General features: G+C 56.6%; 13 protein-coding genes and 2 pseudogenes. 9 read left to right on the forward strand and 6 right to left on the reverse strand.

All coding sequences use genetic code 11. The features are described from left to right. Window positions 1–168, forward strand: a 168-nt coding sequence (locus tag FHD67_RS20545; RefSeq protein ID WP_176695177.1) for a transposase, incomplete at its 5' end; no start/stop codon positions are given. A gap of 23 nt (window positions 169–191) precedes the next feature. Here FHD67_RS20545 and FHD67_RS20950 read toward each other — a convergent pair. Next, window positions 192–332: pseudogene (locus tag FHD67_RS20950) on the reverse strand (AAA family ATPase); the annotation flags it as partial. Between the two features lie 551 nt (window positions 333–883). Here FHD67_RS20950 and FHD67_RS16885 point away from each other — a divergent pair. From FHD67_RS16885 to FHD67_RS16895, 3 genes are all read left to right on the forward strand, one after another. Further along, window positions 884–1,462: a helix-turn-helix domain-containing protein gene (locus FHD67_RS16885; RefSeq protein ID WP_139599416.1), complete on the forward strand. Its 579-nt coding sequence runs from the start codon at window positions 884–886 to the stop codon at window positions 1,460–1,462. A 127-nt stretch (window positions 1,463–1,589) separates the two neighbouring features. After that, window positions 1,590–3,311: a relaxase/mobilization nuclease domain-containing protein gene (locus FHD67_RS16890; RefSeq protein ID WP_176695178.1), complete on the forward strand. Its 1,722-nt coding sequence runs from the start codon at window positions 1,590–1,592 to the stop codon at window positions 3,309–3,311. Window positions 3,312–3,901: 590 nt separating this feature from the next. Beyond that, complete coding sequence (locus tag FHD67_RS16895; protein WP_218062337.1) at window positions 3,902–4,828, forward strand: glycosyltransferase family 2 protein; 927 nt, start codon at window positions 3,902–3,904, stop codon at window positions 4,826–4,828. 150 nt (window positions 4,829–4,978) lie between these two features. Here FHD67_RS16895 and FHD67_RS16900 read toward each other — a convergent pair whose 3' ends face one another. Further along, the gene (locus tag FHD67_RS16900; protein ID WP_198143157.1) at window positions 4,979–5,236 is read right to left on the reverse strand and encodes an iron-containing alcohol dehydrogenase; all 258 of its coding nucleotides are present in this window, start codon (window positions 5,234–5,236) and stop codon (window positions 4,979–4,981) included. Between the two features lie 162 nt (window positions 5,237–5,398). Beyond that, window positions 5,399–6,610, reverse strand: coding sequence for a helix-turn-helix domain-containing protein (locus FHD67_RS16905; protein WP_139599418.1), 1,212 nt, complete (start codon window positions 6,608–6,610; stop codon window positions 5,399–5,401). A gap of 273 nt (window positions 6,611–6,883) precedes the next feature. Between FHD67_RS16905 and FHD67_RS16910 the strand changes: the two genes are divergently transcribed. Beyond that, a complete protein-coding gene (locus FHD67_RS16910; protein ID WP_139599419.1) occupies window positions 6,884–7,780 on the forward strand; it encodes a recombinase family protein in 897 nt (298 codons plus the stop codon). 4 nt (window positions 7,781–7,784) lie between these two features. After that, window positions 7,785–7,907 carry a hypothetical protein gene (locus FHD67_RS21090; RefSeq protein ID WP_281282462.1) on the forward strand — a complete coding sequence of 41 codons (123 nt, stop codon included), beginning with the start codon at window positions 7,785–7,787 and terminating at the stop codon, window positions 7,905–7,907. A 389-nt stretch (window positions 7,908–8,296) separates the two neighbouring features. Here FHD67_RS21090 and FHD67_RS16915 read toward each other — a convergent pair whose 3' ends face one another. The 3 genes from FHD67_RS16915 to FHD67_RS16925 all read right to left on the reverse strand — a co-directional run bounded on the left by FHD67_RS16915 (window position 8,297) and on the right by FHD67_RS16925 (window position 10,194). Then, window positions 8,297–8,599 carry a hypothetical protein gene (locus tag FHD67_RS16915; protein ID WP_139599420.1) on the reverse strand — a complete coding sequence of 101 codons (303 nt, stop codon included), beginning with the start codon at window positions 8,597–8,599 and terminating at the stop codon, window positions 8,297–8,299. Window positions 8,600–8,669: 70 nt separating this feature from the next. Continuing rightward, window positions 8,670–9,296, reverse strand: coding sequence for a ParA family protein (locus FHD67_RS16920; protein WP_046001927.1), 627 nt, complete (start codon window positions 9,294–9,296; stop codon window positions 8,670–8,672). Window positions 9,297–9,354: 58 nt separating this feature from the next. After that, complete coding sequence (locus FHD67_RS16925) at window positions 9,355–10,194, reverse strand: replication initiation protein (RefSeq protein ID WP_052715407.1); 840 nt, start codon at window positions 10,192–10,194, stop codon at window positions 9,355–9,357. Window positions 10,195–10,760: 566 nt separating this feature from the next. On the opposite strand from FHD67_RS16925, the pseudogene FHD67_RS20955 reads away from it, so the two are divergent. The 3 genes and pseudogenes from FHD67_RS20955 to FHD67_RS21225 form a co-directional block, all read left to right on the forward strand. Continuing rightward, window positions 10,761–11,460 (forward strand): annotated as a pseudogene (locus FHD67_RS20955) (transposase family protein); the annotation flags it as partial. Window positions 11,461–11,509: 49 nt separating this feature from the next. After that, on the forward strand, window positions 11,510–12,487 hold the full coding sequence (locus tag FHD67_RS16930) for a glycosyltransferase family 2 protein (protein WP_084693975.1): 978 nt from the start codon (window positions 11,510–11,512) through the stop codon (window positions 12,485–12,487). 245 nt (window positions 12,488–12,732) lie between these two features. Next, a complete protein-coding gene (locus tag FHD67_RS21225; protein ID WP_046001925.1) occupies window positions 12,733–12,981 on the forward strand; it encodes a replication initiator protein A in 249 nt (82 codons plus the stop codon). Window positions 12,982–13,464: the final 483 nt, after the last annotated feature.

Consider the following 13,464-nt stretch of genomic DNA (forward strand, 5'->3'; position numbering starts at 1 on the left):
AAGACGCCGGTCCAATATGATAAGCGACGCTACAAGCGGCGAAGTCGCATCGAGATCATGTTCGGCAGGCTCAAGGATTGGAGGTGCGTGGCAACTCGATACGACAGATGTCCGGAGGTCTTCCTCTCGGCCATCGCCCTCGCAGCAACCGTCATCTGTTTGTTATGAATCCTGACCCTAACTGCCCACCATGTCAGGATGTCCTTGTTCGGATCGAGGTCGATCACCAGGCACTTGTGACCCGCATGGGTCACTGCGGATGAAAGCAGTTTGACGATGGTGGATTTTCCGGCTCCGCCCTTCTTGCTCATGAGTCCAAGCACAATTGCCATCTGATCATCCCCTTCAATCGGCCTGATCCCATGGCAGGACGGCCCCTCGTTGACCTCGTTCTGTTGCCTGCGCCGACATTCTGTCAACAGGTAAGGTAATAGGTAATGCAGTGGGTAAGGTGTTGGGTAACGTAAAAGATAAAGTGTCCGGTGGGGTGGTTTGTAACGTGTTTGGTAAGGTGGTTAGTAGAGCGTTGAGTCAGGTGGCAGGTAAGGTCCCTTGCGCCGAATTGTGACTAATTGCCCGTGATCTGCATGAGCGGACGCCCTGGGTAAGACCGTATCCGGTTTAGTTCCTATAATGACCGCTGAGCGCCCTGTTCGGGCTGGACCCTTACCTCTCTACCCAAAATTGCGAGATGGCCCCCTGTCGGCCTTGTGAGGGCCTCTTCGGCCGTTCTTCGGGTGCATGCTTCGCGGCACCCTCAGTCCAGGCGAATTGAACGATACCCTCGCCTAAAAGCCGAATTCCTTGACAGTCTTCGACTTTTAGGCGAGGGTATCGTGGTTGATTGGCAAGAAATGCAACCGTAATTTTTTACACTTCGGACATGGCCGGAAGAGCGAAGAAGATCACGCCTGCCGACGAGAAAAAGATCGTCGCATCCGTCCGTGCTGGCGTGCCCGTGGCCGTGCTGGCAAAGACCTATGGTGTGACACGACCGACCATTTACCGCGCCGTCCGCAGCTTCCACGACAAGGCCAAAGTGGTCGGAAACGGCACCGCGCCTGTCTCATTCACGGTGGATCGGGACAGGCTTCTGGCCTTCGATGCGTTCACGGGACGGCTTGGTTTGAAGAGCCGGGCCGATGCTCTGCGGCGCGTGTGTTCCGTGCCTTCCGGTTTTCTGGAGCCTGATCCTGACCTGGCCGATGCCCTGCGCGACGTGGCGCGGGAGCTTTCGGCCATCGGTCGGAACGTGAACCAGCTGGTCGCCACCAAGAACTACGAGGTCCGGCGTGGCGAGAAGCTGAAGCTGACCAAGCCGCAGCAGCAGGTTCTCAGCGATCTTCTGGGTCACATCGACGGCGTGTCCGCCCAGGTCCGCGAGATGGAAGGCAAGCGCGCCTCGGAGACGGTCCGCCGCTTCGTGGCCGGGATGACGGGGTCGGAACATGGGACGGACTAATGCCGTTGCCGGTGTCTCCACCAGGCTCTTCGAGGACGGTTGGGACAGGATCAAGGGTGGCCGTCAGCTGTCGGGTGCCCGGCACATGGCGCGCGCGGCGCAGGGGGCATCACCCGCGGTCTTCAAGATGATCCGCACCGGCGGTTGTGCCTCCAAGGGGCAGCTGTCGGCGCAGTTCAGCTACCTGTTCAGCAAGAGCGTGGACGTGCATGATTCACGCGGTCTTCTGGACGGTGAGAAGCGTCTGACGCCGGAGCAGATCGAGCGGGCCGTATCGCGCTGGACCGACGACTGGCGGGGCCAGATGAACGCGGCCCGGACAACCCACGTGATCATGTCGTTTCCGCGCGGGGCCAAGCCCGCGCATGTCAGTCTGATCGCCGGCGAGATCTGCAAGGAGAAGCTTGGCGGGCGGTTCGACTACATGGTGGCCGTCCATACCGACAGCCCGAACAGGAACCCGCACGCCCATATCATCGTCAACCGGCGAGGCAGGGAGCCGGGGGATTACTTCACCCTCCGTCAGGGTACGGAATACACCTACCAAGCCTTCAAGGAGGCGATGGTGGATCATGCCGCCCGCTATGGCATCCAGCTTGAGGCCACGACGCGCCTGCAGCGCGGGCATATCAACTACCCCCCCACCGATGGCGAGTGGCGGCGGGCAAAGGAAAAGGCTGTGACGACAGGCACTGCCTTCGAGGCCCCTTCGGGCAAGCCTCGGACCGGTGACGCGCTGAGCCGTGCCACCGAGGAGGTCCGCGATTGGTCCCTGCGCTATCGCGACCTTGCGAGCTACGCCTCGCAAGCGAATTTGCAGGATTTGGCTACCGCATTTGAGAAGGCATCAGCCGTCCTGTCCCAGGGCGGCGTCATTGTATCCAAGGGAGAACCCTACATGTCCGTCCAGGATGATTTTGACAAAGCCGCAGAGGGGCTGCGGCGCGCGGTTGATGACGCGGAGGTGCGGATTGCCGACGCGGCACCGAACCAGCGCCCCGCCATGGAACGCAAGCTGTCCGAGGCGCTGTCCTCGGTCGAGCATATGCAACCGCTTGGCACCCGGTCGCGCGACCTGAGCGAGGCGGCCAGCGCGGAGGGCATCTATTCGGCGCAGAACGTCCAGGAGGTGAACACGCGTTTCGCGCTGGAAGGCCGCGACAAGCTGAGTGCAGCCCTGGACGGGACCGGCATTGATCCGGTCGAGGTGGAGGCCCGGATGCGGGTTGCGGCCAATTCCGCGGCTCTGGAAACCCGGTGGGTCCAGCAGGATTTGCAGGCTGTCGCTGATCTGCGCGGGCTTGATCTGCGCGATGAGGCGCAGCTGGAGCAGGCTATCGCGGTTGTTGATACGGCCTATGACCGGGTGGCGGCTGACTATGGCGTCGATGACGCCATCTATCAGCGCGCGGCCGCACAGCGTGGGGCGGTGATCGAGACGTCCGAGCCGGGCCATGATGCCGCCGCCCAGATCGAACGTGTCCGCGAGGCCGATGCGCAGGAGCGGGCGCCCGTCACGTCCATCGGGTCGCGCGATGGTGCAGGCACCGATCACACTGAGCTGGCCCGCTACGCCAACCCCGTCGGTGCCGAAGATGAACGCAAGCTGCGCGAGGCCATCGAGCGGTTGCTGACCCGTGAGGAACTGGCGGCGTTGAAGAACGGCGATGCGGCGGTTCTGCGCGGTGTCGGGGATCGGGAGGACCAGTTGACCCTGGCGCGGGATTATCTGCGCGCCAGCAACGATCCGACCGCGCAGCAGGGCATCGACCGCGTAAGCGACGCGCTGACCGCCGAGCGTGACCGCGTTCGCCAGGAACGCGGCCATGAAGGAGGCGGCCATGAATAAGTGTTGACTTAGCGTCAGAACTAAGACGGGTTTACCCTGCACCTAAATTATTTCCAATCAGAAATCAGCAGCTTGACGTCTTTTCCAATTCATCACGTAGCCCTTAGATTTGAGCCACGTCCCTGTGCGTGACGCGGGGCGCCCTCTACGGCAATAAAAAGCAGCCAATCTGTAAGGCTGCTGCATCGGAAACAGATGTGAGCCTGCCCCGAGATTGGCTCAGCCCCGGCCTTACCTGTCCTAATAGCCCACTCAGAGCGGGCAAAAACAGGCTGCCGCCATGCACAATTTTTCGGGTCCGCAGCCGCTTCCAAATGCAGGACTGTGTATGGGAAAGGAACTACTATAAGTAAAACAAATTTCGGTGTAAGGCAAGACCCACGGATAATCATCACAGATCCTGACGCTCCAGACAATGCTAAGGGACATAGCTGGCGATATAAAATGAACCACGCTTTACAAGAGGGGAAAGATCTATAGTTCTTAGCATTTTTTCTCCTATAAAATACGTCTATCAAGCCATAGCTCGTCAACTATGCTAAACAGAATTTACTGGTAATATAAACTAGTTCTAAACAATGGAAAGTACTATGCCTCTAGTTTTAGTTCGCACCCCTACCTATCGCCGCCCTTCTCAGCTAAAACGAGCCCTTAATTGCTTGCAAGCGCAAACACACCAAGATTGGGTTTGTGAGGTTCGTGATGATTGCCCAGATAAATCTGCTCAAAAAGTAATAGAAGAGATAAACGATCCTCGCATTAAATATATTTCTAACCGACCTCAACAATACTTAATTGCTAACTTGGATGCATGCTTCCGGCTTGAGAATCAATATTCAGCAGATTATTTTTTTATGCTTGAGGATGATAATCAGATTAAAGAGAATTTCATTGACAGGGGCATACAAATCATTGAACAAAATGGCGTTTCTATATGTCAGATAAATCAAGTTATAGATTATGTTACAGAAAATCGATTGAGCAGTTTTGGTATACTTAACGGGACATTTGATGAGCGTGTGTATCAGCCAGAGGAATTCCACCTTTCACTTTTTGGTGGAATTGGAATTTCAAACGGGGGAGCATTCTGGTCAAAAAATATTCGGCAAGAATTATCATTTAAAACAGATACCATTCCTGCGCTTGATGAGTATATTAGAACATGTATGGTAGTGGAGCCGATTTATATATGCCGCGAGAAACTTGCTGTCTGGACGCAAAATGAAGAAGAAACCACGCGTAATTTGGGCTTTGGAAGAGGTTGGTTGCGTCGTGAGCTTGATCTAAAAGCGTCTATCCGACATATCCGCCGAACCATATGGAAAAAAACACCTCAGCATCTGCAGAAAGATTTTCTTGAGGGAGGCGTTCTACGTATACCTATGAAAAATAGAGCGCTTGCCTTACATAAAGCTGATATTAACTTAATAAATAATCAGCCTGAATCTAATAATAAAATAAAACGAATGGCAGTTAAGTATTTAGGTCGTGTGCATCCCTCTGTAACACGAATTTAAAAAATATAATTTAATTCAACCTAGGGCAATGCCCCTCCCTTTGGGTGTTATATGGCGCGCCCAGCAGGGGAATGGGATCAACCGGGGTTATGGGGTTAAACAGGATCAGAGCCCTGCGGCATCTCGCAGGGCAAAGTTTATCCGGATCTGCTAGCCCGTCCCGCTTTCCTTAAACCGGGTCACCTTGGCTATCGTTGCGCATGCGATCATCACATCTTCTGGCGGGTCGGCGACGACATCGTCAAAGACGGTTATCTCGAACCCTGCCGATTGCAGCGATACCTTGGCGAGATCCAGAAGGCCGGACTGATGCAGGAAGCGGTCAGTAACGATCAGCAGCTTGCGCTGCTCAAACCACTCCGACAGCAATGTCCCAAGGCGCTGCGCACCGCCCCATTCTACCAGCATTCCAGCTACCGTGTCGTAACTGAATGGTCCAAGCTCTGAATTCATTGCTGCGCGCCCTCCTGAACTGAGTCTTTCACACTCGACGTTCTTAGTTCCGCCTTAGGATACCTCTACCGCACAGCGTGCGTCTCCAGACATGCAAAGAATTGACCGCTGCAGGATCTACTCGTCTTTCCGCTCTCGACCCCCCGCCCGGCGCACGACATCATCCAGGCCCGACATCGCGGCATCAAAATCCGCCATGATCCGGTCCAGTTGGCCCTCGTCGCGCCCTCCCTTTATCCGCTCCAAGGCACCGATCTGTTTCAAGCGTTCGCGCGGCCCCTTGCGGCTGACGAATACATCACCCCGAACCGCCCCCGCCCCTCCCGCATGTCCCATCCGCGCGGCAAGGGACGGCAGCGCCCAGAACCGGGAGGTGCTTCGGGCGGTGAGATTGCTGAGGCAGCCACCATCGACGAGCTCGCCGATCAGGGTCAGGGCCGTCCGGCGCGTCACCCCCAGATGATCCATGACCATCGCCGAGCTCACGACCGGCTGCGCCTTCAGATAGGCGATCAAGTCGCCAAGGCGCGACCGCCCGTGTGCAGACGACGCCATGGCCGAGAGACGCGCCAGCTCATGGCGCAGGGTCCCCAGATGACCGAGGTCATGAGAGAGGCTCCGCGTGGCGGCCTCCAGGAACGTGGCCAGCCCGGTCATCGGCGACCAGACCCGAAAGCCGGTGCGGGTCAGCGACACGGATGGCGGCACGATCCACACGGCAGCCGCCGGCATCAGTAGGCCCCCTGCCCTCTCGTCCAGCTCATCGCGGCTAGCCCTTTTATCAGGAGACAGCCCCTGCAGATGACGCGCGGCACCCTCCACGGCCATGAAGATCAGCCGCTCGGCCACCGGGCTGTTGCGCCGGGAGCGGAAGGCATAGCTGGCCGCCGCACGCCATCCCGCCAGGATCGGAACGTGGGACCAGGTGCGACTGGCCTCCACGACCAAGGGCAGCTCCGCATCCTCCAAGCGATCGCCCTCATCGCGTGTCTGCCCGATGGGTGCCGCAGCCGCCTCGATCCGGCGCAGCGCCGCTATCGGCGCGCCAAACGGGTCTCCGGGCCGGCGGATGACGACCAGAAGCTTCAGGGCCATCTCGACCGCCCGGGCATCCTCTTCCACCGCCGTGCCGCTGGTCAGACGAAGCACCATCCCCTGCGTGGAGATGCGCTCGCCTTCGAGGCCGACCGAGGCGGCAGCCTCCAGAAGGCTCGTCTCCATCCGCCACAGTGCAGCCAGGGCGGGGTCGGCCAGGAGGATGCCCTCAACCCTCGCGGCGTGGGTCTCGGCACTCAGAAGAAGCGATCCGACATCCATCTGATAGCCCATGATTATGCCGCCAACAGTTTAGCATATTGCCAGCATTCTGCAGTTGCCTAGTACTTTCAGATATTGGCCGAAGTCACCACCATTCCGCCACTCAGGCAGAGGAGATCCCGAGGCCTTGGAATACGGCCCTGAGAGCGCACGAAGCCGCCCATTTCCGTCCCCTGATGGATGCAGAGGATCTAGACTTCCGTACGGCAGACGCAGATATCGGCGTTGCATCTGTTTGCAAACGGTCGTTTACTGACGTCTACAAGTTATGAAAGATGGCCCTCCATGCCGCTTATTGGCTATGCCCGCGTCTCTACGGACGATCAGACACTGCTGCCGCAGGCCCAGGCTCTGAAAGCGGCAGGCTGTTCAGTCATCCGCGAGGAGCATGGGTCCGGTGGCAATCGCGCCCGCCCCGTCCTGACAAGCGTCCTGGACGGTATCCGCAAGGGAGACACATTGGTCGTCGTTCGGATCGACCGACTGGCCCGGTCCCTCTCGCATCTGCTGGAGATCATCGAGCAACTCGAAGCAAAGAGCGCGTTCTTTCGCTCGATCGAGGATCCGATCGATACGGCATCGCCCCAGGGAAAGTTCACGCTCCAGGTGCTGGGGGCTGCGGCCGAGTTCGAGCGGGCCCTGATCCGTGAGCGCACCAAAGCGGGACTGGCCAGCGCACGTCTTGAAGGGCGGATCGGCGGAAATCCCGGTCTGCGTGCCCGAAACCCGGAGGCGCTTCGCAAGGTACGCCTGGCACGGCATGATGGCTATATGGAACGCGTTGCCCAGACCGCAGGGGACTGGGTTCCCCATGTGCGCAGACTGCGCCCACACATGGCCTGGGAGGATATCCTGCGGATCATCAATGCATCCCTGCCCCAGAACCGACAATGGACACAGCCCCGGCTTCTGAGGGCTGTGCGGGCCTATGTTCGGGACGGCTTCCTGCCCGAGGAGGTCCTCGGGCGTGCCGCCCGACGCGTAGGCGACGACCGTCTGCCGGCGATCGTGGCTGCGATAAAGGGGGCTGATCCCCAGATCACCCTCCAGGCCATCTGCGATCGTCTGGAGGCGATGCGTGAGCGCACCCCCCGCGGGCGGACAACGTGGCAGCCCTCGTCGGTCAAGATGCTGCTGGCACAGGCTGAGAAGCTGGGGATGCTGTCTTTACGCGGAGTATGAGACCATGAACGACCTTGCCATGGACCATCTATCAGCCGACCTCCCTGCCCCGCAGATCGTCGAGCTGTTCTGGCTCGGCGAGCCTCCCTTCAAGCCCACCCGATCCTATCTGCGCGGCCTGTTGTAGGTGGTGGCGACGAACATACTGCCAGAGCCGGAACGTGGCAGAAACGAGTTGAAAGCCTGGAACGCGCCCCGTCAGCGCCGGACCGCTGGATGATCCGCAACCGAATCTATGAAAGCGTGGCGAAACCAGTGCCGACCAGTGGGGTGGCTATGCCATCAGCGAAAAGGAGAAGGGCGCACGACCTGGCGGCGGAAAGCAGTCCCATCTTCTTCAGCAGTATCAGGTGGCCCACCCATTATTCGAAAACCTAGATCAGTTAGAGATTTCATTCCAGCCTGCTAAAGATACGATTTGAAAGTCCCTTGCGGACTCATCTGTACTGGCCTCGCAGCGCTCATAACGCCGCGAGGCTTTTTTGCTGTTCAAATGGGAATAAGCGATATTGTGCACTAGTCCCCGAACGCCCTGCCCGCTTCGTGACGTCTCCACAGCTCATGCAGTGCATGCTCGATCAGCTCGGAATTGTTCATGTCCAAGCGTGCGCGCAGGATCGCCACACGCTCAAGGATTGGGTCGCCCTTATCGAAGTAGGCACCAAGGTGTTTCTGCCCTGCCCTTTTGGCCACAGGCTTCTCTGCCACTGGTGCTTGTGCGCGCTTTGCAGCAGGTTTTGGTGCGGCCGGCGCGGCGGTGACTTCCAGCTCGGGCTCCTTTGACATCATCGCTGCCAGAAGCGGATTTGGTTTCTTCATTTCTGCATTCCTGCATTATTGCCCAACTGCACTTGTAAAATTGTGCACAATGGCACGTAAGCACCATTGCTCATTTGCTACCCTGCAGTTCTGCACGAACCCACGCCCACAGGTTGTCCACTTCTGTAGCAGCTTTGCCCTTCGGATCGACCTCTTGGACCGTCTGTCCGGACGCGCTGGCGTCCCGGTGAGCCTTGCGGCGGTGAAGCACGACGGGAGCTATCTTGGCACCCATGGCCTCGATGACCTCGCGTGTATAGACGACCTCGGCCGGGCCGGTTGGGTTAGCCATATTCACCACTGCGAACACAGGGCGCGAAAAGCCGCGGCACAGGCGAAGAGTCCTGGGCATTTGCTCAAGAGGTTCGACATCAGGGGTTGTAGGGATCAGCACCAAGTCGGCGACTTCAACGGCGGCCGGAGCCTCAGTTGAGCGGGCAGGGGGGGTGTCTATAATCACTAGATCGGCCACGCCCTTAGCCTGGGCCAACTTCTTCGGCAGTTCGTTCTCAGTTGAAAACACCACCACCGGCATGTCGCTTTCGCGCCGCTCCGCCCATTGGCTCACGCTCTGCTGCGAATCCATATCGATCATCAGGACCGATAGGCCGTCTCGAACCGCGGCCACTGCAAGCGAGCGGGCGATGGTGGACTTGCCCACGCCGCCCTTTTGCATTGCAATCGTGATCACTTGCATGTCTGCCCCTTTGCATTTGTGCACATTTTCAATCGTGCACTTTTGACTAACTGCACGATTATGGCTCCCACAGGGTCACCTCAGGAAGCTGGTCCACGAACAGGTTGGCCTGCTTGCCTTGCTGGGCCTCCCATTGAACCTTCTTTTCATCGACGGTTTTGAGCCACCAGGACAGCCGCAGCTTGGTTACCTTCCGGCCTTGGGTCTCGATCGTGTCAATGCGGCACGAGAAGGGGGCGAGGGCGTTTACCTCTGCCACGGCTGGTTCAATAGCTTTGCGGCGCAACGCCGCAAAAGGACCAAGCTTGCCATGAGGAACGCCGAGATAGTCCCGCAACTCGTCGGTCTCGAAGTCGTTGTAGAAGACATGCCTCAAGCCAATCCGCTTGGCGATGATCTCATAAAGCGCCATGCCGTACTTTGTGCCAAAACCGTGAAGGATTTGCATTTCCAGGCGGGCGAAAATCTGGCTGTCGCGCAGGATCGGCAATAGCTTTGGATGAAGCTCATAGGTAAGCATCGTGGCGATGCCTGGTCCGAACTTCTCGACATCGGTCGGGCCGAGGAGATGGACGTTGCGGGTTGATCCATCAGACATCCTCACGCGCACGACCGTCTGCATGAGGCTGAGGATTGCCTCTGTCACACGGTCGTTTGACGTGTGATTGCCGCGCAACTCGGAGAAAGGAATGCGATATTCCTGCCCCTCGGCTGCCATGTTTGGGCCAAAGGCATTGGACAGCAGCTGATTGTAGATCCTGCGCGCGGCTAGCGTGATCTTCTCACCCCCGCGAACCTCGATCAGTTCGGCAGGCTTAATGACCTCGCCGCGCCGCTGGAACGCCCCAAGCGTACCTGCGGCGCTATCATGACTTTTTGGGCGAGGTTCGTCCCGCATGCACTGTGACCTGTCCCTGTTTTCAAGTCACAATAGGCCTAAAAGTCGCCTGGTTGGAAGTCATTGCTAGAAATATCTAACGACAGCGTGAGCACCTCGCCCCAAAAGTCATGATAGAGCTATAGAGGACATGCGAGAGCAATGGCCTCGCCCAAAAAGTCACCTCACCTCGCCCTATAGGTCACCATGCCTCGCCCATAAAGTCTCAGTACCTCGCCCGATAAGTCACTTTCAGGCTGAATTCATTTTATTAAACAGATGCTTAGCCTCCCTAAAAAGGAAGAAATATAAGAAACTAAAATGCTTATCCCCAAATGCAAAAAGACCTCCCCTTGGTTATGAGCCGAGGGCCGGAGATGGAAATGCTGGTAAATAGGGCAGACGGCAACATACGGTCATCCAGCCAGCCGGTAATCCGACTTGTACGAATTCCACACATAAACCTTTTCTAGCGTCTCTACTGTTGAGTCTACCAAGCCATTTTTCGACGGTATAGTCATGATCACTATCTGAACGGACCCTCGTTTCGACAGGACACTTGGTCATAACTAAGGCGGCTCAGGCATATGCCTAAGCATGTGCTTATGTCTGAGATTAAGTCATAACCGATGGCGGTTGTTGACGCTGCCGGACCGCCGCCAAAAAGCTGCGGATCGTCGGGGTCGAGGGCCTATGTGGCCCCAGTGAAGCCACATAGGCCCTCGAGGACTAGAGAATCAGGCTAACACTTCCATCCTTGCGCGGCGCAATGGCCTTTGTCCTAACCTGCTGTATCATCAACTAAGGTTCGTACTCGAAGGAGGGAGTGTCGCTGTGACCGGGAACGATGACGTCACCAGCGACAAGGTCGTCCGGCAGTTCAAGGATCGCATCGCGAACCTAAACGGTATCTTGGCCGGAAGTGACTGGCGGCCGGGATCCTGTGCAGAGCCTTGGACAAGTCACACTCAAAAAACCGACCTTTCATGCGCCGCTGACAGGCGGTTCCTGATAAAGGTCGTGACAGAAACCTTTAGCGTAGCCCGCTCGAACCTAATCGATCAACTGAAGGGCAAGATAAAACTGTGTCGGCGCTACTGCAAGGCGTAAGATGCTAACCTGGTTCCGCAGATCACCACGCTGGTGACGGCCCGGCTGACTTATAGTTACCGTTGGATCACCACAATCCTGAACCGCCAGCTGTGGACAGAGGATCTGGCACCGGTCAATCACAAAGGGTTGTACCTAATAATGCAGGCCCATGGCCTGCTGCTAGTGAGCTGCTACCAGCATTGTGGGCTGGACATTTCGACATTGTCTTGCCACGTGGATATCTATGAAGAAAGCCGCTTCCTCCACCGTTTCGGTAATCATTACCGCTTATGAAGCTGCCAGCACTATCGCGGGCGCCGTCCGGACAGCCTTGGCCGAAACCGAGACAACCGAGGTGATCGTTGTCGACGACGCTTCAAAAGATAATACCGTAGAGGCAGCCGAGAGGGCAGGGCAGGGAGATGCCCGCCTGAAAGTAGTCCGTTGCGCCATTAACGGCGGACCCGCAGCTGCCCGCAACCGGGCCCTGGCCATTACAACGGGCGATTTTATAGCGATCCTAGACGCCGACGACTTTATTTTGCCTGGACGCTTTGCTCGACTACTGGCAATCTCCGACGCCGATATGATTGCTGACAATATTTTGTTCGTCGATGAAAACAGTTTTCCTGACGATCTGCCACTGGCGCCGCCGGTCAGCCCCCGGGTAATCAATATTGACCTTGTAGGCTTTGTACGGGCAAATCATTCAGTACGTGGTAAAAAGCGGCAAGAGTGGGGCTTTCTCAAACCAGTGATTCGGCGAGAATTTTTGGAGTCACAAAATTTTCGTTATGATGAGACAATGCGCTTGGGTGAGGATTATGATCTATACGTTCGAATGATGCAGAAACAGGCGCGATTTCGCGTTTCGACTGAGGTAGGATATGCCGCACGTTGGCGTTATAATTCCCTTAGTTCGCGCCATAGCACAGCTGACTTGCAAGCGCTATACGCTGCAGCCTTGGCACATCTTTCAGTGGGTGGGATGGACGACATTACCCGTACCGCTTTGAGGGTTCATGCCAAAGAATTAAAACGACGTTTCTTGTTGCGTGATTTCCTAGACCGACGAGCGGAGGCCGGTAGGTTAACGGCATTGCTTTCAGCTTGCCGCGATCCGCTGACCTTGGCGCCTATTGCGCGTGGGATATTAAACGATAAGCTTGCTGCATACAGGCCACCCCCTGTCTCTCGCATCGGTCGTTTGCTGATTGAGTAGGAAAGCCCTACACTACCCTCCTTGCAGATATATCCAATTCCCGCAGCAAAAATAAGCACTTGCTGGATATTGTTATGGGTGAAGTGTCGTTTCTCCGGAATTTATGGGTGAAATGTCGTTATGGGTGAAATGTCGTTAAGTCCTATAGAACTAATGAGCAGTCTGGTTCTTCCCAACCGACCCCCGCAGCGAGACGTTTCCGTCTTCGACATCACAACGCTGCGTCCAAGATGGACGTCGTATTTATGGAGCACCCGATCTTCTCAGTCTCTACCAAGCTCTCCGGCTACTACGAGCAAAACTACCTATTGATCGACATCAAGCCCGTCACCAACGGGAACGCGACTGTTCATGACTGCGACATCCTTATCGTTAGCATCAGCCAGTTGATCTTTGCCCTCAACGATAACTGCAATGTAAGCCAGCTGCTGGTCCATCTCAAAGCCTCGGACCTTTTACAACCCGCCAACCTAATAGCCTCCGACTGGAGTTAGAACCTGCTCAATGGCACAATAGGGCTGCTTAAATAAACTTTAAATAACATCACCATCGGCACTAAAATTGTCTTCAAGATCTTCGGCTTGGTAGAAAGCGCTTGTGCTTTAGACCCGCGACACCCAGATTTAAAAGATCGAGAGAGCTGTTGGAGTAGTTGTTTAACGCGATCATCTGCGATTAATTCCGACTGTGGCGACTCTTGGAACGTCGTCTCTACAAGCTAGTGCGCAAACATTTTTGCAACCAATACAAATGGCCCATCGGCCTAAGGCCTGCTGAAGAAGTGCGGCTTCTCATCAACTAACTTTGAGTTCAGGCGGCTAATGTCTTCCGCGAAGACACGGCGCATTCATACGTGCCCGACTATTCGCTGCGGTTTTCTGTGGACAAGACCAAGGTCAAGTTATGCAACCGGGGCACCACATTCACGGTCAGCGTCTTCAGGGCCTTTCTGGATCCCAATACGTACAAGTAGACTT

This window comes from Paracoccus haeundaensis, from assembly GCF_006239215.1.
Taxonomy (GTDB): domain Bacteria; phylum Pseudomonadota; class Alphaproteobacteria; order Rhodobacterales; family Rhodobacteraceae; genus Paracoccus; species Paracoccus marcusii.

What these genes read in the sequence shown, in the direction of transcription:
- FHD67_RS16885 (WP_139599416.1), top strand. Translation starts at nt 884, where the DNA reads ATGGCCGGAAGAGCGAAGAAGATCACGCCTGCCGACGAGAAAAAGATC.
- FHD67_RS16890 (WP_176695178.1), top strand. Translation starts at nt 1,590, where the DNA reads ATGATCCGCACCGGCGGTTGTGCCTCCAAGGGGCAGCTGTCGGCGCAG.
- FHD67_RS16895 (WP_218062337.1), top strand. Translation starts at nt 3,902, where the DNA reads ATGCCTCTAGTTTTAGTTCGCACCCCTACCTATCGCCGCCCTTCTCAG.
- FHD67_RS16900 (WP_198143157.1), bottom strand. Translation starts at nt 5,236, where the DNA reads ATGCTGGTAGAATGGGGCGGTGCGCAGCGCCTTGGGACATTGCTGTCG.
- FHD67_RS16905 (WP_139599418.1), bottom strand. Translation starts at nt 6,610, where the DNA reads ATGGGCTATCAGATGGATGTCGGATCGCTTCTTCTGAGTGCCGAGACC.
- FHD67_RS16910 (WP_139599419.1), top strand. Translation starts at nt 6,884, where the DNA reads ATGCCGCTTATTGGCTATGCCCGCGTCTCTACGGACGATCAGACACTG.
- FHD67_RS21090 (WP_281282462.1), top strand. Translation starts at nt 7,785, where the DNA reads ATGAACGACCTTGCCATGGACCATCTATCAGCCGACCTCCCTGCCCCG.
- FHD67_RS16915 (WP_139599420.1), bottom strand. Translation starts at nt 8,599, where the DNA reads ATGAAGAAACCAAATCCGCTTCTGGCAGCGATGATGTCAAAGGAGCCC.
- FHD67_RS16920 (WP_046001927.1), bottom strand. Translation starts at nt 9,296, where the DNA reads ATGCAAGTGATCACGATTGCAATGCAAAAGGGCGGCGTGGGCAAGTCC.
- FHD67_RS16925 (WP_052715407.1), bottom strand. Translation starts at nt 10,194, where the DNA reads ATGCGGGACGAACCTCGCCCAAAAAGTCATGATAGCGCCGCAGGTACG.
- FHD67_RS16930 (WP_084693975.1), top strand. Translation starts at nt 11,510, where the DNA reads ATGAAGAAAGCCGCTTCCTCCACCGTTTCGGTAATCATTACCGCTTAT.
- FHD67_RS21225 (WP_046001925.1), top strand. Translation starts at nt 12,733, where the DNA reads ATGGAGCACCCGATCTTCTCAGTCTCTACCAAGCTCTCCGGCTACTAC.